28 protein-coding genes are annotated in these 26,263 nt (G+C 68.7%); 16 read left to right on the forward strand and 12 right to left on the reverse strand.

What is annotated here, in order from left to right; all coding sequences use genetic code 11:
* Positions 1-119 precede the first annotated feature (119 nt).
* From RHA1_RS27010 to RHA1_RS27025, 4 genes are all read left to right on the forward strand, one after another.
* The gene (locus RHA1_RS27010; RefSeq protein ID WP_005260038.1) at positions 120-536 is read left to right on the forward strand and encodes a DUF3151 domain-containing protein; all 417 of its coding nucleotides are present in this window, start codon (positions 120-122) and stop codon (positions 534-536) included.
* A 64-nt stretch (positions 537-600) separates the two neighbouring features.
* Positions 601-1,668, forward strand: coding sequence for an FUSC family protein (locus RHA1_RS27015; RefSeq protein ID WP_081437476.1), 1,068 nt, complete (start codon positions 601-603; stop codon positions 1,666-1,668).
* Positions 1,669-1,740: 72 nt separating this feature from the next.
* Positions 1,741-2,667 carry a cation diffusion facilitator family transporter gene (locus RHA1_RS27020; protein WP_009478799.1) on the forward strand — a complete coding sequence of 309 codons (927 nt, stop codon included), beginning with the start codon at positions 1,741-1,743 and terminating at the stop codon, positions 2,665-2,667.
* Positions 2,668-2,736: 69 nt separating this feature from the next.
* Positions 2,737-3,147, forward strand: a complete 411-nt coding sequence (locus tag RHA1_RS27025; RefSeq protein ID WP_011597714.1) for a hypothetical protein — start codon at positions 2,737-2,739, stop codon at positions 3,145-3,147.
* A gap of 3 nt (positions 3,148-3,150) precedes the next feature.
* Here RHA1_RS27025 and RHA1_RS27030 read toward each other — a convergent pair whose 3' ends face one another.
* Positions 3,151-3,612 carry a pyridoxamine 5'-phosphate oxidase family protein gene (locus RHA1_RS27030; protein ID WP_011597715.1) on the reverse strand — a complete coding sequence of 154 codons (462 nt, stop codon included), beginning with the start codon at positions 3,610-3,612 and terminating at the stop codon, positions 3,151-3,153.
* A 63-nt stretch (positions 3,613-3,675) separates the two neighbouring features.
* On the opposite strand from RHA1_RS27030, the gene RHA1_RS27035 reads away from it, so the two are divergent.
* Positions 3,676-4,632, forward strand: a complete 957-nt coding sequence (locus RHA1_RS27035) for a helix-turn-helix transcriptional regulator (protein ID WP_011597716.1) — start codon at positions 3,676-3,678, stop codon at positions 4,630-4,632.
* Between the two features lie 17 nt (positions 4,633-4,649).
* Here the strand turns inward: RHA1_RS27035 and RHA1_RS27040 are convergent, their stop codons facing one another.
* Positions 4,650-5,819, reverse strand: coding sequence for a thiolase family protein (locus tag RHA1_RS27040; protein ID WP_011597717.1), 1,170 nt, complete (start codon positions 5,817-5,819; stop codon positions 4,650-4,652).
* Between the two features lie 30 nt (positions 5,820-5,849).
* A complete protein-coding gene (locus tag RHA1_RS27045; protein WP_011597718.1) occupies positions 5,850-7,256 on the reverse strand; it encodes an MFS transporter in 1,407 nt (468 codons plus the stop codon).
* A 107-nt stretch (positions 7,257-7,363) separates the two neighbouring features.
* Here RHA1_RS27045 and RHA1_RS27050 point away from each other — a divergent pair, with 107 nt between their 5' ends.
* Genes RHA1_RS27050 through RHA1_RS27065 form a run of 4 tightly spaced genes read left to right on the forward strand, consistent with a single transcriptional unit; the run spans position 7,364 to position 9,557 of the window.
* A complete protein-coding gene (locus tag RHA1_RS27050; RefSeq protein WP_011597719.1) occupies positions 7,364-7,963 on the forward strand; it encodes a molybdopterin-dependent oxidoreductase in 600 nt (199 codons plus the stop codon).
* The gene (locus RHA1_RS27055; protein ID WP_011597720.1) at positions 7,953-8,720 is read left to right on the forward strand and encodes a ferredoxin reductase; all 768 of its coding nucleotides are present in this window, start codon (positions 7,953-7,955) and stop codon (positions 8,718-8,720) included. The genes RHA1_RS27050 and RHA1_RS27055 overlap by 11 nt, the downstream gene beginning before the upstream one ends.
* A 19-nt stretch (positions 8,721-8,739) precedes the next feature.
* Positions 8,740-9,012, forward strand: coding sequence for a DUF6510 family protein (locus RHA1_RS27060; protein ID WP_005238458.1), 273 nt, complete (start codon positions 8,740-8,742; stop codon positions 9,010-9,012).
* Positions 9,013-9,053: 41 nt separating this feature from the next.
* Positions 9,054-9,557, forward strand: coding sequence for a winged helix-turn-helix transcriptional regulator (locus RHA1_RS27065; protein ID WP_016883536.1), 504 nt, complete (start codon positions 9,054-9,056; stop codon positions 9,555-9,557).
* A 39-nt stretch (positions 9,558-9,596) separates the two neighbouring features.
* On the opposite strand, the gene RHA1_RS27070 is transcribed toward RHA1_RS27065, so the two are convergent.
* Positions 9,597-10,370, reverse strand: coding sequence for a site-2 protease family protein (locus tag RHA1_RS27070; RefSeq protein WP_011597722.1), 774 nt, complete (start codon positions 10,368-10,370; stop codon positions 9,597-9,599).
* Entirely contained in the window at positions 10,367-11,020 is a 654-nt protein-coding gene (locus RHA1_RS27075) for a hypothetical protein (protein WP_029539526.1), read from the reverse strand. Before RHA1_RS27075 ends, RHA1_RS27070 begins: the two co-directional genes overlap by 4 nt.
* A 218-nt stretch (positions 11,021-11,238) precedes the next feature.
* Between RHA1_RS27075 and RHA1_RS27080 the strand changes: the two genes are divergently transcribed.
* On the forward strand, positions 11,239-12,528 hold the full coding sequence (locus RHA1_RS27080) for an adenylosuccinate synthase (protein WP_005260012.1): 1,290 nt from the start codon (positions 11,239-11,241) through the stop codon (positions 12,526-12,528).
* An 85-nt stretch (positions 12,529-12,613) separates the two neighbouring features.
* Complete coding sequence (locus RHA1_RS27085) at positions 12,614-13,045, forward strand: racemase (protein ID WP_237724131.1); 432 nt, start codon at positions 12,614-12,616, stop codon at positions 13,043-13,045.
* Here the strand turns inward: RHA1_RS27085 and RHA1_RS27090 are convergent.
* Positions 12,981-13,574 carry a methylated-DNA--[protein]-cysteine S-methyltransferase gene (locus RHA1_RS27090; RefSeq protein ID WP_371112957.1) on the reverse strand — a complete coding sequence of 198 codons (594 nt, stop codon included), beginning with the start codon at positions 13,572-13,574 and terminating at the stop codon, positions 12,981-12,983. The two genes, RHA1_RS27085 and RHA1_RS27090, sit on opposite strands and share 65 nt — an antisense overlap.
* A gap of 32 nt (positions 13,575-13,606) precedes the next feature.
* Between RHA1_RS27090 and RHA1_RS27095 the strand changes: the two genes are divergently transcribed.
* Positions 13,607-15,145, forward strand: a complete 1,539-nt coding sequence (locus tag RHA1_RS27095; protein ID WP_011597724.1) for an alkaline phosphatase D family protein — start codon at positions 13,607-13,609, stop codon at positions 15,143-15,145.
* On the opposite strand, the gene RHA1_RS27100 is transcribed toward RHA1_RS27095, so the two are convergent.
* Positions 15,118-15,330, reverse strand: a complete 213-nt coding sequence (locus RHA1_RS27100) for a hypothetical protein (RefSeq protein WP_041812105.1) — start codon at positions 15,328-15,330, stop codon at positions 15,118-15,120. The two genes, RHA1_RS27095 and RHA1_RS27100, sit on opposite strands and share 28 nt — an antisense overlap.
* Before the next feature lie 62 nt (positions 15,331-15,392).
* Between RHA1_RS27100 and yczR the strand changes: the two genes are divergently transcribed.
* On the forward strand, positions 15,393-16,877 hold the full coding sequence (gene yczR / locus RHA1_RS27105) for a MocR-like transcription factor YczR (RefSeq protein WP_011597726.1): 1,485 nt from the start codon (positions 15,393-15,395) through the stop codon (positions 16,875-16,877).
* A 51-nt stretch (positions 16,878-16,928) separates the two neighbouring features.
* Here yczR and RHA1_RS27110 read toward each other — a convergent pair whose 3' ends face one another.
* Positions 16,929-18,026: a CaiB/BaiF CoA transferase family protein gene (locus tag RHA1_RS27110; protein WP_009478823.1), complete on the reverse strand. Its 1,098-nt coding sequence runs from the start codon at positions 18,024-18,026 to the stop codon at positions 16,929-16,931.
* A gap of 145 nt (positions 18,027-18,171) precedes the next feature.
* On the opposite strand from RHA1_RS27110, the gene RHA1_RS27115 reads away from it, so the two are divergent.
* Positions 18,172-18,549, forward strand: a complete 378-nt coding sequence (locus RHA1_RS27115) for a VOC family protein (protein WP_009478824.1) — start codon at positions 18,172-18,174, stop codon at positions 18,547-18,549.
* A gap of 6 nt (positions 18,550-18,555) precedes the next feature.
* Here the strand turns inward: RHA1_RS27115 and RHA1_RS27120 are convergent, their stop codons facing one another.
* The 4 genes from RHA1_RS27120 to RHA1_RS27135 all read right to left on the reverse strand — a co-directional run bounded on the left by RHA1_RS27120 (position 18,556) and on the right by RHA1_RS27135 (position 24,047).
* Positions 18,556-19,458 (reverse strand): SDR family oxidoreductase, encoded by a 903-nt coding sequence (locus tag RHA1_RS27120; protein ID WP_011597727.1) that lies wholly within the window; start codon positions 19,456-19,458, stop codon positions 18,556-18,558.
* Between the two features lie 98 nt (positions 19,459-19,556).
* Positions 19,557-21,023: a carboxylesterase/lipase family protein gene (locus RHA1_RS27125; RefSeq protein WP_011597728.1), complete on the reverse strand. Its 1,467-nt coding sequence runs from the start codon at positions 21,021-21,023 to the stop codon at positions 19,557-19,559.
* Positions 21,020-22,549 carry a carboxylesterase/lipase family protein gene (locus RHA1_RS27130; RefSeq protein WP_011597729.1) on the reverse strand — a complete coding sequence of 510 codons (1,530 nt, stop codon included), beginning with the start codon at positions 22,547-22,549 and terminating at the stop codon, positions 21,020-21,022. The genes RHA1_RS27125 and RHA1_RS27130 overlap by 4 nt, the downstream gene beginning before the upstream one ends.
* Before the next feature lie 64 nt (positions 22,550-22,613).
* Entirely contained in the window at positions 22,614-24,047 is a 1,434-nt protein-coding gene (locus RHA1_RS27135; protein WP_011597730.1) for a dihydrolipoyl dehydrogenase family protein, read from the reverse strand.
* An 88-nt stretch (positions 24,048-24,135) separates the two neighbouring features.
* On the opposite strand from RHA1_RS27135, the gene RHA1_RS27140 reads away from it, so the two are divergent.
* Both RHA1_RS27140 and RHA1_RS27145 read left to right on the forward strand, forming a co-directional pair.
* Entirely contained in the window at positions 24,136-24,888 is a 753-nt protein-coding gene (locus tag RHA1_RS27140) for an SDR family oxidoreductase (protein WP_009478827.1), read from the forward strand.
* Between the two features lie 9 nt (positions 24,889-24,897).
* On the forward strand, positions 24,898-26,262 hold the full coding sequence (locus tag RHA1_RS27145) for an NAD(P)/FAD-dependent oxidoreductase (protein WP_009478828.1): 1,365 nt from the start codon (positions 24,898-24,900) through the stop codon (positions 26,260-26,262).
* Position 26,263 lies beyond the last annotated feature (1 nt).

A 26,263-nucleotide genomic window follows, 5' to 3' on the forward strand; every position in this document is an offset into this window, starting at 1 on the left:
AGAGAAATGAACGTTGGGGGCAGCCTAACGACATCGTGCGTCATCGGAGACCGGGACAGGGCGCGTCGCGGACGCGGGCCGACGCAGTGACGGCGCCGCGGCGGGGGCACAATAGGCGCATGACGTCTTTCGGTGACCTTCTCGGACCACAGCCCACGCTGCTCCCCGGGGACGACGAGGCCGAGTCGGCCCTGTTGAACCACGAGGATCCGGCTTCCGTCGCAGCCGCCCATCCCACCGCATCCATCGCATGGGCCTACCTGGCCGAGGCGGCCCTCCAGGCCGACGAGACCATCGCGGCGTACGCCTATGCGCGCACCGGGTACCACCGTGGACTGGACCAGTTGCGTCGCAACGGGTGGAAGGGTTTCGGCCCGGTTCCGTACAGCCACGAACCCAACCGTGGTTTCCTCCGGTGCGTCGCCGTGCTGGCGAAGGCGGCGAAGGCGATCGGCGAAACGGACGAGTACGCGCGGTGCCTCGATCTGCTCGAGGACTGCGATCCCCGAGCCGCCGAAGCGCTTGGCGTCGGTTAACGCCCTCAGCTCGGCGAAAGTCCGTGGCCGGGACGGGCTGAGGACTTCGGCCCAGCGACTGCGGGTGTCGGCACTGCCCATCCTGCAGTGCGCGATCGCTGCCGGCGCCGCCTGGTGGGTGGCGACGGTGGTGATCGGTCACCCGACGCCGTTCTTCGCGCCGATCGCGGCGGTGGTGTCGCTGGGGCTGTCGCTCGGCGCCCGCCTGCGCCGTTCCGTCGAATTGGTGGCCGGTGTCACGATCGGGATCGGGGTCGGCGACCTCATCGTCTCCGTCATCGGGAGCGGTACCTGGCAGATCACTCTCGTCGTGATGCTGGCGATGTCCGCGGCCGTATTGCTGAACAGCGGACCGATCTTCTCGATGCAGGCGGGTAACTCCGCGGTGCTCGTGGCGACGCTGCTGCCACCCGGCGGCACCGCGGGCATCGACCGCATGGTGGACGCCTTGACCGGTGGTCTGGTGGGGATCGCCGTCGTCGCGCTGATTCCCACTCATCCCGTGGGGCGGGCGCGGAAGTACGCCGCGAACATTCTCGGGACCGCGTCCGAGGTGATGCAGCTGCTGGCCGACGGTCTGGTGGCCAACGACGACAAGCCCATCGAGCAGGCCCTCAAAAAGGCGCGGGCAACGCAGGCGTCCATCGACACGCTGCGGACCCACCTCGCGGGCGGCCGTGAGATCAGCCGAATCTCGCCGCTGTACTGGAACACCCGCGGCAGGCTCGAACGACTCACCGCGGCCGCGGACCCACTCGACAATGCGTTGCGCAACATCCGGGTTCTCGCGCGGCGTTCGCTCACGCTGGTGCGTGACGACGAGATTCTCAACCCACGGCTCGTCGACCAGGTGGAGAAACTCGCCCACGCCTTGGAGACCCTCCGGCAGATGGCGCTCGCCGACCCCGGGCAGCAACCCGATCAGGCGGAGGCGGCGCGGGTGCTGCGTTCGGTGGCGTCCGGATTGAAACCGGAACTGGTGGAGAACGCGGGCTTGTCGGCCACGGTCGTCTTCGCGCAGATCCGGTCGCTGACCGTCGACCTTCTGCAGGTCGCAGGGCTGAAACGCATCTCGGCTATCGCCACCCTGCCGCCGACCGTGGAGAAGCCGGCCTATCGTCCCGAGCTCTGACCGCCCGAGCGCGCTGTTGAACATATGCGTATGTACGCATATGATCGGCACAACTCGGGAGGAGGCTCACCCATGGGAGTCGGTCACGGCCATTCGCACGGCCATACGCAAGGCAGCGGTGAGGTAGGCCCGTCGCGGGGGCGGATCCGCCGCATGGTGATCGCTCTCGTCATCCTCCTCGCATTCCTGGTTCTCGAGGTCGTCGTCGGTCTGACCGTCAACTCCCTGTCGCTGCTCGCCGACGCCGGGCACATGCTGACCGACGTCGTCGGAATGTCGATGGGGCTCGTCGCACTTGTCCTGGCACGCAAGGGCAGTGCCACCGCGGCCCGGACCTTCGGCTGGCATCGCGCCGAGGTGCTCACGGCCATGGCCAACGCAGCGATGCTGCTCGCCGTCGCGGTCTGGGTGTTCTACGAGGCGATCTCCCGCATCGGCGACGCCCCCGAACTTCCCGGCATGGCGCTGATCCTCACCGCAACCGTCGGACTCGCCGCGAACCTCGTGGTGATGCTGATGCTGCGCGCCGATTCCAAGGACAGCCTGGCAGTCCGCGGCGCCTACCTCGAAGTGCTCGCGGACGCCGTCGGCAGCGTCGGCGTCCTCATCGCCGGCGGCGTCGTGCTGGCGTTCGACTGGGCCTACGCCGACATCATCGTCGGTGTCCTCATCTCGCTGTGGGTGGTGCCGCGGGCGATGAAACTCGCCGCCGCGTCACTGCGCATCCTCACGCAGGCATCCCCCGAGGACGTCGATGTCGAATCGGTGCAGGCCGACCTCGAAGCGCTGCCAGGGGTCACCGGTGTGCACGACCTCCACGTGTGGACGCTCACGACGGGAATGGACGTGGCCACCGTCCACCTCACCACGGACGCCGACTCGTCCGTCGTCCTCGAATCGGCGCGGACCGTCCTCGAGAGCCACTTGCTCTCGCACGCGACAGTGCAGGTGGAATCCACCGCCAACGGACGCCACTGCGCCGAGAACGTCACCTGGTAGGCGCCCTGTCTGTTTCGTCCGGTATCGCGGCGGGAAATCGTTGCGGGACGACTCACGAAGGGGAACACCATGTCCACTCTCGCAGCGTTCGCACGACCCGTCGCCGTTGCCGCACTCGGTGCGGCCGCCCTCTTCGCAGCACCGGCCACCGCCTCCGCGGCGCCGTTCATGCCCGATCCGCTGGCGAACTGTAAGCCCGCCGCGACGCTCGATGTCGAAAAAGAAGGCAACGAGGTCGAGTGGGAGTTCGAGGGGCCGAAGGACGCCACGACCGACGCTCAGGTGACCTACCTCAACATTGGCGGCCAGGCGCCGACGATCGGCTCGTCCGGGCCGTTGACGAACGGTGAGGGTGTCGAACGCGAACTGCCCGGATTCACAGCCCATCTGATCCCCGGCGGAACCTACGATCCGGACGGTCCTGCCAAGAACGGCGCTGCAACCTGCCCCCTCGGTTTCGGATTCGCGGTCACGCAGTGACCGTCACTTGGTGAACCGGGTGACCTCCGCACCCGGCCGCCACAGATCGACGTACAGGTGGTCGCCGTCGACGGTGGTGAGCACCACCTCGTCGAGGCCGAGTTCGAAGACCTCCGCCTCGGGGATCTCGTCGGGGTAGTGCGCGAGGATCTGCTGTTTCCGCTCCCCGAGAATCTCCTCTGCGCGGCCGCTGAGCTTGGCGTCGCCGCCTTCCATCGTGTGGTGACCGGGGTTGCTGTGGAGAGAGAATCGCGGATCGCGTTGCAGGTCCTGCACTTTGCGGGCACCGACCATCGAGCCGAGTAGCAACGCGCCTTCGTAGAATTCGATCTCGGTGCCGCTCACCCTCGGGGAACCGTCCTTGCGGAGCGTCGCCAGCACGTGGTGCTTGTGCGCCTCGAAGCGTGCGGCGACAGCCTTGGCGAGGTCGGGTGCTTCGGTCTCGAACTGCGTCCAGTTGGTCATGCCGACCAGTGTGCTCTCCTATCCCTGACATCTACTGTCGGTGATTTTCACTAGGATCGGAGAATGCGTTCGAGTCGGCTGGTCGAGGTGATGCTCCGTCTGGAGGGCAGTCGCGGGGCCACCGCGCAGCAACTCGCGGACGAACTCGGGGTCTCGGTCCGCACCGTGTATCGCGACGTCACGGCGTTGTCGGCGGCCGGTGTGCCGTTGTGGACGGAGAGCGGACCCGGTGGCGGAATCCGGTTGCTCGACGGCTGGCAGTCGAAACTCGGTGGCATGACGGGCGCGGAGACGTCCGCGTTGATGTTGCTCGGCGTCCCGTCGATCGCCGACGATCTCGGTCTTCGCGACGTCGCCGCTGCAGCGCAGTCGAAGCTGTTGGGGGCGTTGCCGGTCCCGTTGCGCGCAGGGGCTCAGCTGTGGCGGGATCGGCTCTACGTCGACGCCCCCGGTTGGTTCGACGGGCCACGCGACAACGGCGAGCTCCCGGTGGTGGCGTCCTCGGTGCTCGAGGGCCGGCGTCTCGGCATCCGCTACCGCAAGGGGAGCCGTTCGGCAGCACGAACTCTCGACCCTCTGGGGTTGGTGGCGAAGGCCGGTGTCTGGTATCTCGTTGCGCAGCATCGCGGACGGACGCTGTCGTATCGCGTGTCGCGGATCAGTGACGCGACCGTGCTGAAACAAGCGTCGGTGCGGCCCGACAACTTCGATCTGGGTGCGTGGTGGACGGCGTCGGTGGCCGAATTCGATCGTGCGCTCCTGCGATTCCGGTGCCGGGTGCGGCTCTCGCCCGCGTCGTGGCAACGGCTGCCCCGAGTGGTCGGTGTGGAGGCCGCACGGGTCGAACCCGGACCGCCGGACGGCGACGGCTGGGTGACCGTAGACCTGGTACTCGAGGCCGAGGACGTGGCGCTCGACCAGTTGACCGTTCTCGGCGGGGGAGTCGAGGTGCTCGAGCCGCACTCGTTGCGAGAATCGCTGCGTGCGGTGGGAGACGCGATCGCCCGCCGGAACGGCTGAGGTGGACTACTGCCGCGTCACACGAGTCGTTCGAGCACCGTGGCATTGGCGAGTCCGCCGGCCTCGCACATGGTCTGCAGCCCGAACCGGGCCCCGCGCTGCTCCATCGCGTTCACCAGCGTGGTCATGATGCGGGCGCCACTGGCCCCCAGTGGATGTCCGAGTGCGATCGCACCGCCGTGCACGTTGACGCGGTCCAGGTCGGCTCCGGTGTCTGCCGCCCAGGCCAGGACCACCGACGCGAACGCCTCGTTGACCTCGAACAGATCGATGTCGGAGATGTCGAGTCCGCTGCGCTGCAGCACCTTGCGTGTCGCGGGAATGACGGCGGTGAGCATCATCAGCGGGTCGTCGCCGGCGACGGCGAAGCTGTGGAGCCGGGCCAGCGGCCGCAGTCCCAGGCGTCCCGCGATCTCACTCGTGGTGATCATCAGCGCCGCACTTCCGTCGGACAGGGGACTGCTGTTGCCCGCGGTGATCGACCAGTCGATCTGGGGGAACCGCTCTTCGTAGAAGTCGCTGCGGAACGCCGGTCGCAGGCCGGCGAGCGCGTCGAGCGTCGTGTCCGGCCGGAGGGCCTCGTCGACGCTCAGCTCCGGCAGGACGGCGAGTTCCTTCGCGAAGTTCCCGGCACTCGTTGCGGCCGCAGCCTTCTGGTGGCTGCGCAGGGCGAACTCGTCGAGCTGGGTGCGGGACAGTCCCCACCGGGCGGCGATGAGTTCGGCGCTGATGCCCTGCGGGACGAGGCCGTCGGGGTAGCGGCGCTCGAAGCCCACACCCATCGTTTCGCGTCCGATGCTGCTGGACCCCATCGGAACTCGGCCCATCGATTCGACACCGGCGGCGACGACGATGTCGTAGGCACCCGACATCACGCCCTGCGCTGCGAAGTGCACGGCCTGCTGGCTGCTGCCGCACTGCCGGTCGACGGTCGTTCCGGGTACGGATTCGGGGAATCCGGCGGCCAGAAGCGCGCTGCGGGTGATGTTCTGGCTCTGGTCCCCGACCTGGGTGACGGTGCCGCCGATGACGTCGTCGATCAGTGCGGGATCGATTCCCGTGCGTTCGACGAGGGTCGACAGGCTGTGGGCGAGAAGGTCGACGGGGTGCACTCCGTGCAGGGCGCCCGAGGGCTTACCCTTACCGATCGGCGTGCGGACGGCCTCGACGATGACGGCGTCTCTCATGATCGTTCCTTTCGGTGCTGTGAGTACTTGTCAACCGCGGGCGGTTGACAAGTACTCACGGGGTGGATTCATCCGTGTGGCGGCGAGTGCGGCGACGACGGCCGCCGCGGCCACCGCCGACCAGGCGAGTTGGAACGCGGAGTGGGTGTCTGCGTAACCGGTGGTCGTACCGAGGATTGCGACCAGCATGCTCACACCCAGCACGGTTCCGATCTGACGACTCATGGTGACGACGGCGCTACCGGTGGCCGAGCGCGACTGCGGTAGTCCGGCGGTGGCGGACGACAGGATCGTCGGCAACGCCAGTCCGACCCCGACACCGGCGATCATCCAGCCGGGCAGCAGTTCCGACGCATACTGTGGTTCCCTCCCGACGGACGAGAGAACGAGCACGGCACCGGCCGCCCACAGGGCACTGCCCGCCGCGGTGACCGCTGCGGCCGAGAACGTGCGGGACAGGAACTGGCCGACCACCGCGAACACCGGCACCATCAACGGGCCCGGCGCGATCGCGAGACCCGTCAGCAGCGCGGAGTAGCCCCACACCTGCTGCAGCCACAGGATGTTCGCGAGCAGGCCGGCCGCGAAGGCGGCACTGAACGCGAGCGCGGTCACGTTCGACCAGGCGAACGTGCGCACCTTCAGCATGGCGGGTTCGATGAGCGGCTCACGCTGTCGGCTGTTGCTCCACCAGAACAGTGCGACGGACACGGCAGCGACGGTGAAGGCGAGCGCGATTCGGGGGTCGCCCCAACCCCAGTCGGGTCCCTGGACCAGTCCGAGTGCGAGGGCGCCGATACCGACGGTCAGTAGCGCAGCTCCGAACAGGTCGAGGTCCGCGTCGCGGGCGGCCGGGCGGAAGTCGGGGACCAACCGGACGGTGGCGATCAGGAACGCGATTCCGATGGGGACGTTGATCAGGAAGGCCCAGCGCCACGACGCCTCGACGAGCAGGCCACCCACCACGGGTCCGAAGGCCGCAGCCGCGGCGCCTGACGCGGCCCAGATCCGGACCGCGCCCGCACGTCTGGCTTCGGGGACCGTGCTGATGAGCAGTCCCAGGCTGGCTGGGGTCAGGGCGGCCGCACCTACGGCCTGGAGCAGTCGGAAGGCGACGAGCAGCCACAGCGAGGGGCTCAGCGCGCATGCCGCGCTGGCCGCGGTGAACAGCGCCAACCCGAGAAGGAATCCGCGCCGGCGGCCGACGCGGTCGGCCCAGCGTCCGAGCGGAACCAGGAGGGCGGCGAACACGATCGCGTAGCCGCCCAGCACCCAGCTGAGGTCGCCGAGGCTGTACCCGGGATAGCTCGCCGCGATGTCGCCGAACGCGACGTTGACGACGAACAGATCGAGGCTGGCGACGAACGACGCGCCGGAGAGGACGGTGAGGAGCGGGCCGAGCCGCACTTCCTCACGCACCTGACTATTGAGGGCCATAGTCAGCAGGCTACACCTGACTATGGCGAAGGAAAGTCAGGTGTGACCGACGCCTCGGATCGACGGTTTGCGCTGCGAAGACCCCCGCGGCGGTCCTAACGTGAGGCATGGCTGTTCTGACCCCCGGCTTCCACGGCAGACCTCGCAGCGAGCACTCACTTCCGCCCGGGCAGTACGAGGTCGGCGATTTCCCGGTCCTCTCGGCAGGACCGACGCCCCGCGTCCCGACCGAGACGTGGACGTTGACCGTGACGGACGAGACCGGCCGGCGCCACGAGTGGTCGTGGGCCGAATTCACGAAGCTCCCGCAGGATCGGCCGACGGTCGACCTCCACTGCGTCACGCGATGGTCGAAGTTCGGAACCTCGTGGAAGGGCGTCTCCCTCGACACCCTGTTCGCGGGCGTCGAGACGTCCGCAGGATTCGTCCTCGTCGGCTGCGACGGCGGCTACACCACCAACCTTCCCGTCTCCGACATCCTCGGCGGCAAGGCGTGGATCGTGCACACTTACGAGGGCGCGCCACTCGCGCCGGTGCACGGGGGTCCGGCTCGCCTGCTCGTGCCCCATCTCTACCTGTGGAAGTCCGCGAAGTGGGTTCGGACGATCCAGCTCGTCACCCAGGACGTCCCTGGATTCTGGGAACAACTCGGGTACCACGATCGCGGCGACCCGTGGCGGGAGCAGAGGTACCAGGGTGACCAGTGAACTTCTGGGCCGCGCCGTGCTCAGCTGGCGAGTGGCGGAACTCGTCGAGTCGTGGCCCGAGACGGCGAGCGCGCGGGCCCTGGTCCTCGAGGTCCCGGACTGGCCTGGGCATCGCGCCGGGCAGCACGTCGATCTCCGCCTGACCGGTCCCGACGGATACACCACCGAACGGAGCTACTCGCTGGCGTCGCCGGCCGAGCGTTCACCGGACGGGTGGCGACTGCAGTTGGTCGTCCAGCGGGTGGCGGACGGCGAGGTGTCTCCGTATCTCACCGACGTGTTCGCCCCGGGCAGTCTGATCGAGGTGCGCGGACCGATCGGTGGCTGGTTCGTGTGGTCGCCGCGCGAGGGTGGCGGCGCGCCGGTGCTCCTCGTCGCGGGTGGGTCGGGGATCGTGCCACTGATGTCGATGATTCGCGAGCGCCGGTTCCGCCACGACCGCACGCCGTTCCGGCTCGTGTACTCCCTCCGGACGCGGGCCGACGAATTGTTCGCGGACGAGCTGAACAGGCCCGGGAGCGGCGACGGGGGAGTCGAGACGTTCGTTCTCCACACCCGCGAGGACTCGCCGCGGCGCCCGGCCGGTCGGATCACTGCCGCCGATCTCGCGGCGTGGGGATGGCCCGCGGACTTCGCGCCGCGCTGCTTCGTGTGCGGGCCCACCGGATTCGTCGAGGAGGCGGCTCGCCTGCTGCTCTCGCTCGGGCACTCGCCGGACGACATCAAGACCGAGCGGTTCGGTCCCTCGGGGCCGTGACCGGAGGAAGGAATTGTCGATGAGTACGTTGCAGGGCAACGACTTCGAGGACGGGAACGTTCTCGGCGGGCCGTTCGCGGAGATCTTCGTTCACGACCTCACCGCGGCGACCGGACAGTGCCGGTTCTGCGGTCTCGACGGGCCGATGGCGGCCGTGCACGTCTATACGCGTGCGCCCGGTGTCGTCGTGCGGTGCCCGGGGTGTCAGGAGGTGCTGCTGCGGCTGGTGTCGACTCCGCGTGGGCTCGAACTCGACGCCAGCGGGCTGTCGCACCTGTCCTGGAAGTTGTAGCTGCTGACTATGGAATTTGAAAGTCAGCTATGCTGAGGTGTATGGACGCGGCACGGTTGGACGGCTTTCTGGCAGATCGCGACACCTGGCGGGCGACGCACTGCTCCATCGGCAAGGCGATGGACGTGATCGGCACGCGTTCGGCCGTCCTGATCCTGCGCGAGGCCTACTACGGCACCACGCGATTCGACGACTTCGCGAAACGGGTCGGCATCACCGAGGCCGTGGCGGCGTCCCGGCTGCGTGAACTGACGGCCGAGGGCCTGTTCGAGCGGCAACCCTACAAGGAGCCCGGGCAGCGCACCCGCTACGAATACGTGCTCACCGAGAAGGGGCGCGACCTCCTGCCCGCCGTGCTCGCGCTGATGCAGTGGGGCGACAAGTACCTCCAGGGCAAGCACGGTGCGCCGATCGGGATGCGGGACGATGCAACCGGCGAAGCCGTGCGCGTCGAGGTCCGCAGCCCCGACCGCGAGGTGCCGTTGGCGGAACTGCGGCTGACCCCCAACTTCACCGAAGAGGATGCGCGCCGGTCCCGCCCGTGAGTACTTGTCAACCGCGGGCGGTTGACAAGTACTCACGGGTCAGAGCCAGAAGCGCATCAGGTAGTTGCCGTACTGCGCGTAGATCTCCGGCACCCCGGACAGTTCGAACAGCCGGTAGATGACGTCGAAGAACACCACGTTGATCGACGGCACGAACAGCAGCGCCACGAGGATCAGGAGGCCGTACGGCTTGAACTGGTCGACGGACCTGCGGGTGCGCGGCGGGAGGAACGGTTCGAGCGCGGCGTACCCGTCGAGTCCGGGGACCGGCAGGAGATTGAGTACGGTGGCCATCACCTGCAGGAACGCGAGAAAGCTCAGTCCCGTCCAGAACACCTGGTGGTCGCCGCCCAGCCCGAACCAGCGGATCACGGCGAGCAGGACGATCGCGGACACCAGGTTCACGGCGGGTCCGGCGAGCGACACCCGCGCCTGCACCTTCGGCGAGAACAGTCCGGTGCGCAGGTACACGGCGCCGCCGGGCAGCCCGATCCCGCCGAGCGCAATGAACAGCACCGGCAGACCGATCGACAGCAGCGGGTGGCTGTACTTCAACGGGTTGAGCGTCAGGTAGCCGCGTACCTCGACGTCGGTGTCGCCGTGCCGCCGCGCGGTGTACGCGTGCGCGAACTCGTGCAGGCAGAGCGTCACCACCCATCCCGCGACCACCAGCAGGAACACCCCGACGTGGCCGAGCACCGACTCCAGTTCGGCGCGCCACGCGAGAACGCCGCCGGCGACCGCGACAGCGACGACCAGAAGGAACACCGGGCTGGGACGGACCGCGGTGGTCCGCGCCCTGGGCAGGCTCATCGGACCAGCAACCACTCTTGATCGTGCCGGTAGAACGTCGAACGCTTGACCTCGCGCGGGTTCGGCACGCCGTCCCGGTTCAGCGCCGCCGCGGGCGACCCGAGTTGCACGGCGCGACCCTCGACCCAGCGGCGGGGCAGCCAGCGCCTGCGAGGCTCGACCGACGCCCGCAGACCGGGCATCCGTGGGGTCGGGGCGACGTTCATGCTCGGCGTCGTCCCCGAGAACAGCCGGGTGTCGTCGACGTAGGCCTCGCCGACGAGCGGACCCCCGTCCGGACCCGTGACGGTGGCGCACCCGACGAGCGCGATCCCCGCGTCGTCGCGGATGAGGGGGACCGGCCTGGCCGTCCCCTTCAGCGCGGTGCGGGCGCCGCGGGCACCGGAGGACAGGTGGTAGGCATCGGTCGCCTCCGAACGATGCTCCGCGACGTACGCGAGTTCGATGTGCAGGCGATCGGTGCGCATCAACCGGGTCAGGGTGGCCGCGAAGGCGGCGTCGCTGCCCACCACGATCAGTCGCGGATCCACGACGACCTGAAGTTTGGAGAAGACCTCGTCGAAGTCGTCCTTGTCCGGGACGGCAGGTGCGCTCGAGGTCGAAATGGAGCCCAGAGGCAGGGGAAGCGGCACGTCGCCGCAAATGAGCACTACGGGGGTCAACGCCACTCCTCGCCCGGATGTCCCGCCGCGATTTCCGCAGCTTCCCTTTCGGATCATCCTAGTGGCACGCCCGAGATGGCCTCCCCAGCCGTACTGCGGGGTCTGTTCTCCGTGCCCTCGGCTAGACTGTTCCCCCGGCCACTGCCTACGAACGGCAGGACCACGCAGTCGGATACGACTGTACGTCGACCGTAGGAGACAACGTCATGCCGGCAATCGTCCTGATCGGCGCCCAGTGGGGCGACGAGGGCAAGGGCAAAGCTACCGATCTACTGGGCGGACGCCTGCAGTGGGTGGTGCGCTACCAGGGCGGTAACAACGCCGGACACACAGTGGTTCTTCCGAACGGCGACAAGTTCGCTCTCCATCTGATCCCGTCCGGAATCCTCACTCCGGGCGTCACGAACGTCATCGGCAACGGTGTCGTGGTGGACCCGGGAGTGCTGCTCACCGAACTCGCCGGACTCGACGAGCGGGGCGTGGACACCAGCCGCCTGCTGCTCTCGGCCGATGCGCACCTGATCATGCCGTACCACGTGGCCATCGACAAGGTCACCGAACGCTTCCTCGGGGCCAAGAAGATCGGCACCACCGGCCGCGGCATCGGGCCCTGCTACCAGGACAAACTCGCGCGTGTCGGCGTCCGCGTGCAGGACGTGCTGGACGAGAAGATCCTCACCCAGAAGGTCGAGGCGGCACTCGAGTTCAAGAACCAGGTGCTCGTCAAGATCTACAACCGCAAGGCCCTCGACCCGCAGCAGGTCGTCGACGAGGTGCTCGAGCAGGCCGACGGTTTCAAGCACCGCATCGCGGACACGCGCCTGCAGCTCAACGAGGCACTCGAGCGCGGTGAGACGGTGCTGCTGGAGGGTTCGCAGGGCACGCTCCTCGACGTCGACCACGGCACCTACCCGTACGTGACGTCGTCCAACCCGACGTCCGGTGGCGCAGCGGTCGGTTCGGGCATCGGACCCACCAAGATCACGACGGTGCTGGGCATCCTCAAGGCGTACACCACCCGCGTCGGCTCGGGCCCGTTCCCGACCGAACTCTTCGACCAGAACGGCGAATACCTCGCCAAGACCGGTGGCGAGGTGGGTGTCACCACCGGCCGTGCCCGTCGCACCGGATGGTTCGACGCCGTGATCGCCCGCTACGCAACGCGTGTCAACGGCATCACCGACTACTTCCTCACCAAGCTCGACGTGCTCAGCAGCCTCGACACCATCCCGATCTGCGTCGGCTACGACGTCGACGGCGTGCGGTACGACGAGATGCCCATGTCGCAGACCGACGTTCATCACGCCAAGCCGATCTACGAGGAAATGCCCGGCTGGTGGGAGGACATCTCCCACGCCCGGACGTTCGAGGAACTTCCGAAGAATGCGCAGAATTACGTCCTGCGCCTCGAGGAGTTGTCGGGAGCGTACATCTCCTGCATCGGCGTCGGCCCCGGCCGCGACGAGACCATCGTCCGCCGCGACGTGGTGCGGTAGCCTGCTCGCCCGTCGCCGAATGTGACATCGGTTCAGGTGAATTGAACCGATGCGACATTCGGCGATCCGCGATACATTCGAGCCGATGATCAGGACTGTCGAAGCGAGTACCCGGGCACCGGCCGGCCGGTGGTACGACAGCTTCCATGCAGCGGCCGCCGTCCTGGAGGCATTCGGGTACGACTCGTCGGACGCCGGCAGGTGTGTGGCGGTGGTGTCGACGGATCTCGGTGTCTGGGTGTTCGAGGGCGACCCGCGGTCGACGGTCGACGCGTTCGTTCACGCCGTGGGGCGGGCGATCGTCGCCGGCGGGCAGGCGTTCGTGCTGGGATGCGCCGGGGTGACCGGGGTCGATCAGCGGGTCGTCCGGACCCTCCGGGTTCCCGACGGCGACAGGATGGCGGCGGCCGCGGCGCTGGCGCGTGAACTCGTCGACGACCCGCAGCCTCTGATCAGAACAGCACCGGGTCGTCGAAACCCGGAGTGTGTTCGAGGGCCAGCAGCTCGCGCTTGGTGAGGGTGCCGCCGCCGGCGGAGAAGCCGCCCACCTGCCCGCCTGCGGCGAGGACGCGATGGCACGGGATCACGATCGGCAGCGGGTTGCGGCCGAGGGCCTGACCGACGGCCTGCGCGGCCCCCGGCTTGCCGAGTTCCGCCGCGATGTCGCCGTAGGTGAGTGTGGTGCCCGGGTCGATCGCGCGTGCGATGTCGTAGACGGTGCAGTCGAATTCGGGGACTCCCTCGAAGTCGAGGTCGATCCACCGCAGATCGTCGAGTGCGCCGCCCAGATGTTCGCGTATCCCGTCGATGGCCCGCTGGACCGGTGCAGGCGGCTGGTGCTCCACCGCATCCGGGAAGCAGTGTTCGAGACGCTGCCGGGTGGATTCGGGTGAACCTTCGGGCAATTGCACACCCACGATCCCGGCGGCCCGCCATGCGATGGCGCAGGTGCCGAGGGCCGTGTCGAACAGGGCGATTCCTGTGGTCACCAATCCAGTATGCCTCCCACATCTGACGTTCACCTTCCGTTGACCACGGTTGGACATCCTCGAAGCTCGCCGACCGAGGAGATGTTTTCGTGTATCTGTCCCGCCGTACCCTGCTCCGCTCCACCGCACTCGGGTTGCTGGCCGTGCCCGCTGCCGCGTGCTCCGACTCCGGCAGCACGGGTCCGGCGCTGGTCCGTGAACGACCCACCCTGACGCATGGTGTCGCGACCGGGGACGTGCGGGCCGACGGTGCGCTCGTCTGGGCGAGGTCCGACCGTCCCGCCACGATGATCGTGGAGACCTCGGCCACCGAGTCCTTCACCGACCCGGTGCGATTCGAGGGTGGACTGCTCACCCCGGACACGGACGGCACCGGACGGCTGCGTGTGACCGGACTACCCGCCGGGCAGAAGGTGCACTACCGGGTGACCCTCGAAGGTGACGACGGCGCCACCTCGGAGGCGGTGACGGGTGTCTTCCGTACCGCTCCGAGCGCCGCAGGCGACGTCCGGTTGCAGTGGTCCGGGGATACGGCGGGTCAGGGATACGGCATCAACCCGGACGTCGGAGGAATGCGGATCTTCGACACGATGGCGGCGCGCGACCCGCACCTGTTCCTGCACTCGGGCGACGTCGTGTACGCCGACGGTCCGCTGAAGGAGTCCGTCACGCTGCCGGACGGACGCGTGTGGCGGAACACGGTCAGCGAGGCGAAGAGCGCGGTCGCGCAGACGTTGGACCAGTACCGCGGCCAGTACGCGTACAACCTCACCGACGACAACTACCGCAGGTTCAATTCCTCTGTGGCGCAGATCGTTCAGTGGGACGATCACGAGACCGTCAACAACTGGTACCCCGGTGAGGTCCTCGACCTCGACGCGTACACGGAGAAGAGCGTGGACGTGCTGGCGCAGAGGGCATTCCAGGCGTACCACGAGTGGCTGCCGGTGGAGCCGGCCGACGGGGTCGACGGTCGCGTGTACCGCAAGATCGGGTACGGCCCACTGCTCGACGTGTTCGTCCTCGACATGCGCACCTACAAGGACGCGAACGGGGTCAACACCGGTGCGGCCGGGCAGATTCTCGGTGCGGCCCAGAAGGACTGGCTGATCCGGGAACTCGGTGCGTCGACGGCGACGTGGAAGATCATCGCCAACGACCTCCCGCTCGGCGTTGTGGTCCCGGACGGCGACACCGCGTTCGAGGGCGTCGCGAACGGGGAGCCCGGTCAGCCGTCGGGCCGGGAATCCGAGATCGCCCAGGTGCTGTCGGCGATCAAGGCGGGACGGATCACCGGGACGGTGTGGCTCACCGCGGACGTGCACTACACCGCCGCGCACCGGTACTCGCCCGACCGCGCCGCATACAAGGATTTCGACGAGTTCTGGGAGTTCGTCTCCGGTCCACTCAACGCGGGCGGCTTCGGTCCCAACGACCTCGACGCCACGTTCGGCCCCGAGGCCGTGTTCGTGCACGCGCCGCCCGCACCCAACTCGTCGCCGCTCGACGGATACCAGCACTTCGGTGAGGTGTTCATCGACGGGCAGACGTCGGAGTTGCGGGTGGACCTCCTCGACGCGGCCGGGACGGTGCTGTTCAGTCAACTGCTGCCGCCGCCGGTGCGCTGATCGTCTGAAGAAGGCCAGTGCGGATCTTCTGGACTGCTCGACTGGTCGGGAAAGATCCCACCGAGTGGGGCGCCGATGCGGAACTGCTCCAGGCGAAACAAGCCCGTACCTCCCTCTTTGGGGTCGTAGTGCGCGACCGCTGCGGCCAGGAGGGCCATGCATGCGAGGGTGATCAGTGTCGTCATGGATTCGAGCTTCGCCAGAACTGGCTTTGAGTTGAATAGCCAAGAGGTTGATACTGGACTGCATGATGACTCGCGTACTCGGTGCACGCTCCCTGGCCAGGGATCTCGGTAACTGGCAAGACGACAGCGGCCGCCGGTCGGCGGCGCGGCCCGCCTACCGGGCGCTGGCCGACGGGATCCGGTTACTCGTGCACGACGGCCGCATCCCGCTGGGGGTCGCGTTGCCGAGCGAGCGCGAACTGGCGTCGATGCTGGAGTTGAGCCGGACCACGATCACGTCGTCGTATTCGGTGCTCCGGGACGAGGGGTATCTCATCAGCCGTCAGGGGTCGCGCAGCACCGTCGCGCTGCCGCTGGGGGCACGGCAGAACGGGCTGATGTTCCGGGCACACCAGCCCGGTTCCGACAGCTCGGTGGTCGACCTCAGCTACGCCGCGATGGCCGCGCCCGCGGAAGCGGTCGAGCAGGCCTACTCCTATGCGTTGCAATCGCTTCCGCAATTCCTGCCCACTCACGGGATGGAGCCGGTGGGGATCGGCGCGTTGCGGGACGTCATCGCGGCGCGTTACCGGGCGCGCGGGCTGGAGACCTCGCCCGAGCAGATCATGGTCACCTCCGGCGCTCAGCATGCGCTGCGGCTGCTCCTCAACGTGCTCACTGCGCCGGGGGAGCGGGTGCTGGTCGAGCACCCCACGTACCCCAACGCGCTGGAGGCGATCCGCAGGGTCGGTGCGCGTCCGGTCCCGGTTCCCGTCCGTCCGGAAGGCGGGGCCTCCGGGGCGTGGGATCTCGACGGAATCCGCAGCGCCGCCCGGCAGACCGCGGCCCGGATGGCGTACCTGATCCCGGACTTCCACAACCCCACCGGACTGTGCCTCGACGCGTCCGGGCGGGCCGAACTGGCGCGGATCGCGCGCGACACCCGCATGACCCTGGTGGTGGACGAGACCATGGTCGACCTGTGGCTGGACGAACCATCACCGGGGCCGGTCGCGGCGCACGGCAGGGGCGCCGCGAAGTCGGAGGTCGTGACGATCGGGTCGGCGGCGAAGTCGTTCTGGGGCGGGCTGCGCGTCGGCTGGATTCGCGCCGATCCGGCGCTGATCACCCGGCTTGCCGGGGCGCGGGCCGCGGTCGATCTGGGCACGCCGGTGATGGACCAGCTCGCGGCGGCACATCTGCTCTCCGACGACGAACTCGTCCTCGCCCGGCGCCGGGCGGAACTGCGGGAACAGCGGGGCGCGATGCTCGACGCTCTCGCCGACCGCCTGCCGGACTGGGTCCCGACCATCGGTTCGGGGGGAATGTCGCTGTGGCTGCGCATGCCCGCACCGGTGTCGACGGCGCTGGCCGCGACGGCCCCCAACTTCGGGGTGCTGCTGGCGGCGGGACCGCGGTTCGGGGTGGAGGGCGCGTTCGAGCGGTTCGTCCGGCTCCCGTACGCGCGGACGTCCGACGAACTGCGTCGCGGTGTCGACTGCGTCGCGGCAGCGTACGAGACGCTGGCCGTCGACCGAGAGCTCACGGAACCGTCCCTCGTCGTCTGAGCACGTGAGTGGCGAAGCGTGCCGGAACACGCATCGCCACTCACGTGGGGGTCAGGTCCAGACGGTGTCGATGTCGACGCCCTCGCGGGCAGGCGGGGTGGGTGCGCCGGCCGGGGTGCGCGAGAACCGCGGCGCCGGGGCGTGCTGCGTGACGCCGTCGAGGTCGATCAGCGATCCGCGGGCGGCGATGTGCTCGTTGGACGGCGCCTCCGCGAACGTCAGCACGGGCGACACGCAGGCATCGGTGCCGAGGAAGATGGCCGCCCACTCGTCGCGGGTCTTCGACAGGAACTTCTCGGCGAAGACCTTCTTCATCTGCGGCCACGCCGAGATGTCCATCTGCTGCGGGAGTTCGGCGGGGTCGAGTTCGAGGCCCTGCAACAGCAGAGCGTAGAACTGCGGCTCGATCGAGCCGACGGCCATGTACTTGCCGTCGGACGTCTCGTAGGTGTCGTAGAACGGCGCGCCGGTGTCGAGCAGGTTGACACCCCGCTCGTCGGACCAGACGCCGCGGCCGCGGAACGCCCACATCATGTGCGACAGGGCCAGCGCGCCGTCGACCATGGCCGCATCGACGACCTGGCCCTTGCCGGACGTTTGGCGCTCCACCAGCGCCGACAGGATCCCGAAGATCAGGAACATCGAACCGCCGCCGAAGTCGCCGACCATGTTCAGCGGCGGCACGGGACGCTCACCCTTGCGGCCGATGGCGTGCAGGACCCCGGTCAGCGAGATGTAGTTGATGTCGTGCCCGGCCGCGCTGGCCAGCGGACCCTCCTGGCCCCAGCCCGTCATCCGTCCGTACACGAGTCGCTCGTTGCGCCCGAGGCAGACGTCCGGGCCCAGGCCCATACGCTCGGTGACACCGGGGCGGAAGCCCTCGATCACGACGTCCGCGCGCTCGATCAGACCGAGAACCTTCTCCACCTGCTCGGGGTCCTTCAGATTGGCCTCCACGACGCGACGACCCCGCTGGATCTGGTCGTACGGGCCGTCCGGCGGGATCACTCCGGGACGCTGGACGCACACCACGTCGGCGCCGAGATCGGCCAGGAGGGCGGCGGCGTGCGGGCCCGGTCCGAGGCCTGCGAATTCGACGACGCGAATGCCCGCGAGGGGGCCCTTCTTCTCTGTAACTGGAGCAGACACGCGAGTTCCTCATTCCGGTACGAGACAACCTGTCGAATCGACGTTAACTTGCGACCCTCGGTCCGTGTGCCCCGGGTCACGGGATACCGCCGTCGGTGAGCCCGCGCTCTTGCCTGCCCGCGGGTGCGCGGGGCACAGTTGATTCATGAGTTTTCAGGGTGAGCTCGTGAGTTTCGTGGCCAGCACCGATCTGGACGTCTCGGAGATGTTCTACGTGGAGACCCTGGGGCTGACGCTCGTCTCACGGGACGAGTTCGCGTTGGCCCTCGATTGCAACGGCTCCCTGCTCCGGGTCACGCTGGTGCAGGCGAAGGCCGACACCGGGTACACGGTGCTGGGGTGGAAGGTCGGCGACCTGAACAAGGTCGTCGAAACACTGCGCAGCAAGGGCATCGAGTTCACCGAGTACCCGGGCATGGATCAGGACGAGCACGCCGCCTGGCGCGCCCCGGACGGCATCCGCGTCGCGTGGTTCCGGGACCCGCACGGCAACGTGCTGTCGCTCTTCGAGGATCCGAACTGACCGGCGTCAGCGGCGGGCCGCACCGCGGTCGGCGAGCAGTGCCTCGGTGGCGTCCCACAACCGCGCGGCGAGTTCGGCGTCACGTGCGTCTTTGCTCGGCTGAACAACCTTGCAGCCCTTGACGTATTCGCCGGTGAACTTACCGCTCTCCGTCGCGGTGGCGGTCCAGACCACCGTGTCCGCTGCCTTCGCGACGTCCGACGCGAACGGGGTCAGGAGTGTCCCCACCACCTGGTAGCCGAACAGACCCCGCCCGAGGGAGGTGCCGCGGACGAACCCGGGGTCGGCGCAATTGACGACCAGCCTCGCAGGATCGGACCGGCGCGCCAACTCGCGGGTGAACAGGGTCAGGGCGAGTTTGGAGTTGTTGTACGCACGCTGGCCGTGGAACGTGTCCTTCGTGCCGTCGAGGTCGTCGAAGTCGAGGTGCCCGCCGCGATGTCCCGACGAGCTGACGTCGACGATGCGCGCCGGATGCCGGTAACCGGCGGCGTCGGCGGTCGACGCCTGCGCCATCGCCGGAGCCAGCGACGTCGCCAGCACGAACGGCGCGAGGTAGTTCACGGCGAACATCTCTTCGACGCCGTCCACCGTCAGTTGACGATGCCCCACGTCGATGCCCGCGTTGTTCACCAGCACATCGATCCGCGGGAACCGGTGCAGCAGTTCCTCGGACAGCCTGCGCGCACGGTCGAGCGAGGACAGGTCGGCGAGCGCCGAGTTCAGCCGGTCGCGGTCGGTGTTCTCGGACAGTTCGGCGATCACCGCGTCGATCTTGTCCTGGTCCCGGCCGACCAGAACGACGGTGGCCCCGCGGCGTGCGAGTTGGCGGCAGGTCTCCAGGCCGAGCCCCGAGGTGGCACCGGTGACCACCATGGTGCGGCCTGCGAGATCGTTCGACTCGGTCATTCTCGCCTCCCGAATGCAGGTCTCTACGAGACTAGGGCAACCGGGAGGGTCGCACCATGGAACGAAAACACCGCGAATCCGCCCGCGACTGCCGCCGGCTAGCGTCGGTGCTCGTACCCCAGCCAGGCGCGTCGACGCTCACCGAGCGGATCGTTCTCCACCCGGCTCGTGGCGTCGATGATGAGCGTCTCGCGGCGCTCCGGCGAGTACCGGGGCCATCCGGGTGCCGGGGTCCCGTGCCGGGCGAAATGCAGCCAGTGCGACTGAACGGTGTCGGTGACGGCCAGCAACCCGCGGCGGCCCCCGAACGCGGTGAGCAGCCGCGCCCACGGCCCGGTCAGCCCGAACACCGCGTACATCTCCGTCGCGTGAGTGGCGCCCAATCCGAGGATGTGAAGCAACCGGGGTGCGAAGTCGTACCGGTAACTGTAGGTCGGTGCGACGGTCGTGTGACCCTGCGCGCACAGGACGGACGGTTCCCAGAACGTCACGTCGCCGCCGAGGTCCGCGGCCGCACGCCTCCCGGGATAACCGGGGTAGGCGGCGATGGCCCGTTCCTTCACCGACGCGTCCACGTGCGAGAACATCTTGTCGATCCGGGTGGGATCGGTGGGCAGAATGTTCAGGAACCGGGGAAAGACCCTGCCCTCGTGACGGTTCGTGCCGATGATCAGCGGAACCGGGTGCCCGGAACCGGACGCGAAGCAGTCGAGCGGATGCGTGGGAAGGAAGAAGCCGTCGACAACGGGCGCGAACGCGCGGGTTCCCGGTTCTTCATCGGCGCCCCGGCGCGCCAGTGTCGTCCCCGCTTCGACGAAGCCGGCGGGGTCGGCGGTCTCGAGCCACGTCGCGGCCTCGGAGAGCGGGACCCCGGCGATCTCGAGGAATTCGCGCGACCACCGCGCGGCCCGCTCGGGGTGGTACGCGGACGCCACCGGTGGGCTCTCCGCGATGGCCTGCGCGAACAGGCCTTTCGCGGCGGGGGTGGTCATGAGTGTGGTGACGGCGTTGGCGCCCGCGGATTCGCCGAAGACGGTGACGTTGTCGGGGTCGCCGCCGAATTCGGCGATGTTGCGCTGCACCCATTCGAGTGCGGCGACCTGGTCGCGGAGTCCGAGGTTGGAGTCGAAAGGTCGTTCGGGGGTGGAGAATTGGGTGAAGTCGAGGTATCCGAGCGATCCGAGGCGGTAGTTGATCGACACGTACACGATGTCGCCGCGGCGGACCAGCGATTCGCCGCTGTAGAGCGACGAGGACGAGGTCCCCCCGGAGTAGGCGCCGCCGTGGATGAACACCATCACGGGTCGCGGCGACTCGGATGTGGACCCGGGTGCGAGCACGTTGAGGGTGAGACAGTCCTCGTCGGTCTCGTCACCCTGCGGGGCGGGGGACCCGAAGTGGAAGGCCCGCCGGACCCCCGACCACGGTGCGACCGGTTGCGGGGCCCGCAACCGCAGCGGCCCGACCGGGGGAGCGGCGTAGGGAATCCCACGCCATGCGGTCAGGTCGTCGATCCGGCGTCCTCCGACGGCGCCGGCTTCGGTGTGGACCTCGAGAGCGCTCACAGGCCCTGCCCGTAATAGCCCCGGTACCCCTGCCAGGCCAGCCTGCGCTCCCGGCGCGGATCGTCCTGGACGGTGGTGACGGTGTCGAACACGAGTGTTGCCCTCCTGTCGGTGTCGTACTTCGGCCACGACGCCAACGGTGTTCCCTGCGAGGCGAAGTGCAGCCAGTGTCGCTGTACGGTGTCCGTCACGTCCTTGAGTCCGCGACGACCACCCGGCAGGGTGAGGCCGCGGCCGATCAGGGTGTCGGCGATGTCGAACACCGCGAACAACTCGAATCCGTGTGTGGCGTCCAGTCCGAGCCATTTCATGGCGCGCGGAGCGAAGTCGAAACGATAGCTGAAGGTGGGGGCGAACGCGCAGTGGGCCTCGGCCAGTTCGATCGACGGCTTCCAGAACGTGAGATCGCCGCCCAGGTCGGTGGCCGCGTCCGGCGCCGGGTAGCCGGGATACGCGGCGGTGACGCGGGCCTCGGCGCCGGGGTCGGTGAGTGCGAACATCCGCCCGATCCGGTCGGGGTCGGTCGGCAGCGCGTCGAGGAGTTTCGGGAACAGGGTGCCCTCGCGGGCGTTGGTACCGATGATCAGCGGAACCCGGTGCGCCGAGCCGTCGGCGAACGCGTCGAGCGGAGGCTTCGGCAGGAAGTCGCCGTCGATCACGGGTCCGAACGGGTGCAGTCCCGGCGTCTCCGACAGCACCTTCGCGCCGAGACGATTTCCGGCCCGGCCCAGTGCGCCGACCGGTGACGAGGCGAGGGCCTCTGCGGCGGTGTCCGGTTCAGCCCCGAGCAGCGTCACGTAGTCGGATGCCCACCGGGCGGCGCGGTCGGCGGTGGTGACGAGGCCGGGGGCGGAACTCTCCGAGATCGCCCGTGCGAACAGTCCTTTCGCGGCGGGGGTGGTCATGAGTGTGGTGACGGCGTTGGCGCCCGCGGATTCGCCGAAGACGGTGACGTTGTCGGGGTCGCCGCCGAATTCGGCGATGTTGCGTTGCACCCATTCGAGTGCGGCGACCTGGTCTCGGAGTCCGAGGTTGGAGTCGAAAGGTCTTTCGGGGGTGGAGAATTGGGTGAAGTCGAGGTATCCGAGCGATCCGAGGCGGTAGTTGATCGACACGTACACGATGTCGCCGCGGCGGACCAGCGACTGTCCGCCGTAGAGCGCGGTGGCCGACATGCCCAGCGTGTACGCGCCGCCGTGGATGAACACCATCACCGGGCGCGCCCCGGATGTGCCGGGCGTGGCCAGCACGTTGAGAGTCAAGCAATTCTCGCTGGACGGCTGATACTTGCCCGGACGGAGTGCGGTGAACTTCTTGTGCTGCACGGCGGCGTCGCCGAATTCGGTGGCATCGAGCTCGCCGGACCACGGCGTGACCGGCTGGGGTGCGCGAAACCGCAGCGGCCCGACCGGGGGCGCCGCGTAGGGAATTCCCCGCCACGCGACCAGGTCGCCGACGCGCCGGCCGCGGACCACCCCTGCGGTCGTCCTCACCAGCGGGTCGGTCGTGAGAGTGTCAGACGCCATGTCCGAAACTATACGGAGATCACCTGAGAGGGCGTTCAGGTCCGCCGGCGGCGCTCCACACGGCTCAGCTCCGCGCCTCCAGCAGCCGCAGCCACACCTCGCTCACGGTCGGGTACGACGGGACCGCGTGCCACAGCGTGTCCAGCGGCACCTTCCCGACCAGCGCGATGGTGGCGGCATGGATGAGCTCGCCGACGTCCGTGCCCGCGAACGTCGCCCCGACCAGGGTGTCGGTGGCCCGGTCGATCACGAGCTTGGCGTGACCACTGAAATCGTCGCGCGCCAGTGACGAGCCGGCGACGGCGATGTCGACCTCGACGGTCTCCACGTCCACGCCGGCGTCGCGTGCCTCCTTCTCGGTGATCCCGACGGCCGAGACCTCCGGGTCGGCGAACACCACCTGGGGAACCTGGCCGTGGTCGGCGGTCGCCCGGAACCGGGCCCCCTCCAGCGGCCTGCCCTCGGCGCGGGCGGCGATCACGTCGCCGCAGACGCGGGCCTGGTACTTGCCCATATGAGTGAGCAACGCGCGGCCGTTGGCGTCGCCGACGGCGTACAACCATTCGTCCGCCGTCGTCAGGTGGTCGTCCGTGGTGAGGAATCCGTGGGAGTTCAGCAGTCGCGCGTCGAGGCCGAGCGCCGACGTGGCCGGAGTGCGCCCGGTCGCGACGACGACTTCGTCGACGACGAGCGGATCCTGTCCCGCCACGTCCAGCGTCACCGGACCACCGTGGATGCGGCCGATCCCCGTGTCCCGGGCGTCGGCTCGCTCGACGCCGCGAAGGTCCGCGCCGAACAGGATCCGCGCACCCTTCTTCTCCAGCGAGCGGGCCACCCGCTCACCGGCGAACGGCTCGTTCTTGGGGAGCAGCGCCCGGCCGCGCACCACCATCGTCAGTTCCTCGACGCCGAGGTCCAGTAGCCACGTCGCGCTCTCACATGCCACGACGCCGCCGCCGATCACGGCGACCCGGCGCGGAATCTCTCTCAGGTTGGTGGCGTCCCGCGAGATCCACGGCAACGACGCCCGCAGGCCGGGGGTGTCGGGGACCGCGGCGGTCGTCCCGGTGGCGACCACGACGGCGTGCCGGGCGCGCAGCTGACGGGAATCGCCGACCGTCACCGTGCGGTCCCCGGTGATGCGTGCCGATCCGCGGATGACGTCGATTCCCTGCGAGTCGGCCCACATCACCTGCGAGGAGTCGTCGTGGTTGCTGGTGAACGAGTCGCGTCGCGCCAGCACGGCGTCCACGTCGAGCGGCCCGGCCGACACTCCGGGCATGTTGCGCGCCGCCCCGAGGACCTCACCGGGACGCAACAGTGCCTTGCTGGGCATGCACGCCCAGTACGAGCATTCCCCGCCGACGAGTTCGTGTTCGATCAGCGCCGCGGTGCGGTCGCTGCCCGCGATGGCGTAACTCGCCGCGTTCTCACCGGCGGGGCCGCCTCCGATCACGATGACATCGAACTCTTCCGCGCCGCTCCCAGAGTCAGTCATACCTGTAACCGTAAGCCGGTCGGTGCTGGATGTCAGAGGTTCCGGCGGGCCTCTCGCGTTGTTACCCGCGGGTAGATAGTGTGGCGGAATGACGCGGCAGAAGATTCTGATCACCGGTGCCAGCTCGGGACTCGGCGAGGAGATGGCTCGCCGGTTTGCCGCCCAGGGACGAGACCTCGCGCTGTGTGCGCGACGCGTCGAGCGGCTCGAGTCCGTGCGTGACGAGTTGCGGGCGGCGCATCCCGGGATCACCGTCGCCGTCCGTGAACTCGACGTCACCGACCACGACGCGGTGATCCGGGTCTTCGGCGAACTGCGCGACGAGCTGGGCGGGCTCGACCGCGTCGTCGTCAACGCCGGACTCGGCAAAGGGGCCCGGATCGGAACGGGCCGGGCCGACGCCAATCTCGCCACCGCCCGCACCAACTTCGTCGGTGCCCTGTCGCAGTGCGAGGCGGCGCTCGGCATCTTCCGCGAACAGAACGCCGGGCACCTGGTGCTCGTGTCCTCGATCAGTGCCGATCGTGGTCTGCCCGGCCCGAAGGCGGCGTACTCGGCGAGCAAGGCGGGAGTGTCGGCCCTAGGTGAGGCGCTCACCGCGGAGCTGGCGAAGAGCCCGATCGTGGTGACCACGCTGCTGCCCGGGTACATCGCCACCGACATGTCGGGCAGGGCCGGCGACAGTGCCAAGATGACGGCCACCCTCGACGACGGCGTCGATGCGATGGTCGCGGCCATCGAGAAGGAGACGAACCGCGCTGCTCTGCCCGGAATCACATGGCGAGGAATCGACCTCGCATTGAGATTCCTTCCTCATGCATGGACATCCCGGTTCGTGTAGGACTGACCTATGACGACCGCCCAGGAATCCTCGTCCCTCGGCCTGCAGCGTTCGAGGCCGCGTGTCGTCATCGTCGGGGGAGGGTTCGGCGGAATCCACGCCGCCCGGCGGCTCCGCGACGTCGACGTGGACGTCACCCTGCTCGACCGGGGAACCAGCCACCTCTTCCAGCCGCTGCTCTACCAATGCGCGACGGGGTTGCTGTCCGAGGGCGAGATCAGCAGCCCGCTGCGGCACCTGCTGCGCGGCAACCGCAACGTGCACGTCGCCCTCGGGGAGGCGCACGCGATCGACGCCGTCAGCAGGGTCCTGACCGCCAGTCGCTTCGACGGATCCACGTTCGACCTGCCCTACGACTACCTGATCGTCGCGGCGGGCATGCGACAGACGTACCACGGGCACGACGAGTACATCCAATGGGCGCCGGGGATGAAGACCCTCGACGACGCGCTCGCCATTCGCCGGAAGCTGATCTGCGCCTTCGAGATGGCCGAATCGCTGCCCACTGCGGAGGAACGCAGGCCGTGGCTGACCTTCGCCGTCGCAGGCGGTGGGCCCACCGGGGTCGAGCTGGCGGGCCAGATCCGGGAACTCGCCGTGCACGCTCTCGCCCACGAGTTCCAGTCCATCGACCCCTGCGAGGCCCGGGTCCTGCTGTTCCACGGCGGCGACCGCGTTCTCCCGTCGTTCAATCGGAAACTGTCCGCGGCGGCGCAGCGGACCCTCGACAAGATCGGCGTCGAAACGCACCTCGGTGTGCACGTCACCGACGTCTGCGAGACCAGCATCGAGACGACGGCCAAGAACGCCGCGCGCACCAAGAAGCGCTACGGGGCTCGCACGATCCTCTGGACCGCAGGCGTCGAGGCCGTGCCGTTCGCGGAAGCTCTCGCGAATGCACTGGGCGTGAAGCAGATTCAAGGCGGGCGCATCGCCGTCGAACCCGACCTCACCGTGCCCGGACACCCCAACGTCTGGGTGATCGGCGACCTGATGTCGCTGAACGACCTCCCCGGCGTGGCCGAGGTCGCGATGCAGGGCGGCAGGCACGTCGGTGGGTGCATCGCCCGCACAGTCGCGGGGGGAACGCCCGACCGCAAACCCTTCAAGTACCGCGACCTGGGGAGCGCGGCGTACATCGCCCGCAGGCACGCGCTGCTCCAGGCGGGCCCGATCCGGATGTCCGGGTTCCTGGGCTGGGTGTCGTGGGGCGCCATCCACATCGCGTTTCTCGCCGGGTACCGCAACCGGCTCGGCACCCTGCTCAACTGGGCCGTCACGCTGGCGTCGCGAACGCGCCGGGAGCGGGCGATCACCTACGGCGATCCGCAGTCGGCGCGTCTGCCCTACGCCGAACCCGCGTCCGAGTCCTGAC

The sequence above is a fragment of the Rhodococcus jostii RHA1 genome, assembly GCF_000014565.1.
Taxonomy (GTDB): domain Bacteria; phylum Actinomycetota; class Actinomycetes; order Mycobacteriales; family Mycobacteriaceae; genus Rhodococcus_F; species Rhodococcus_F jostii_A.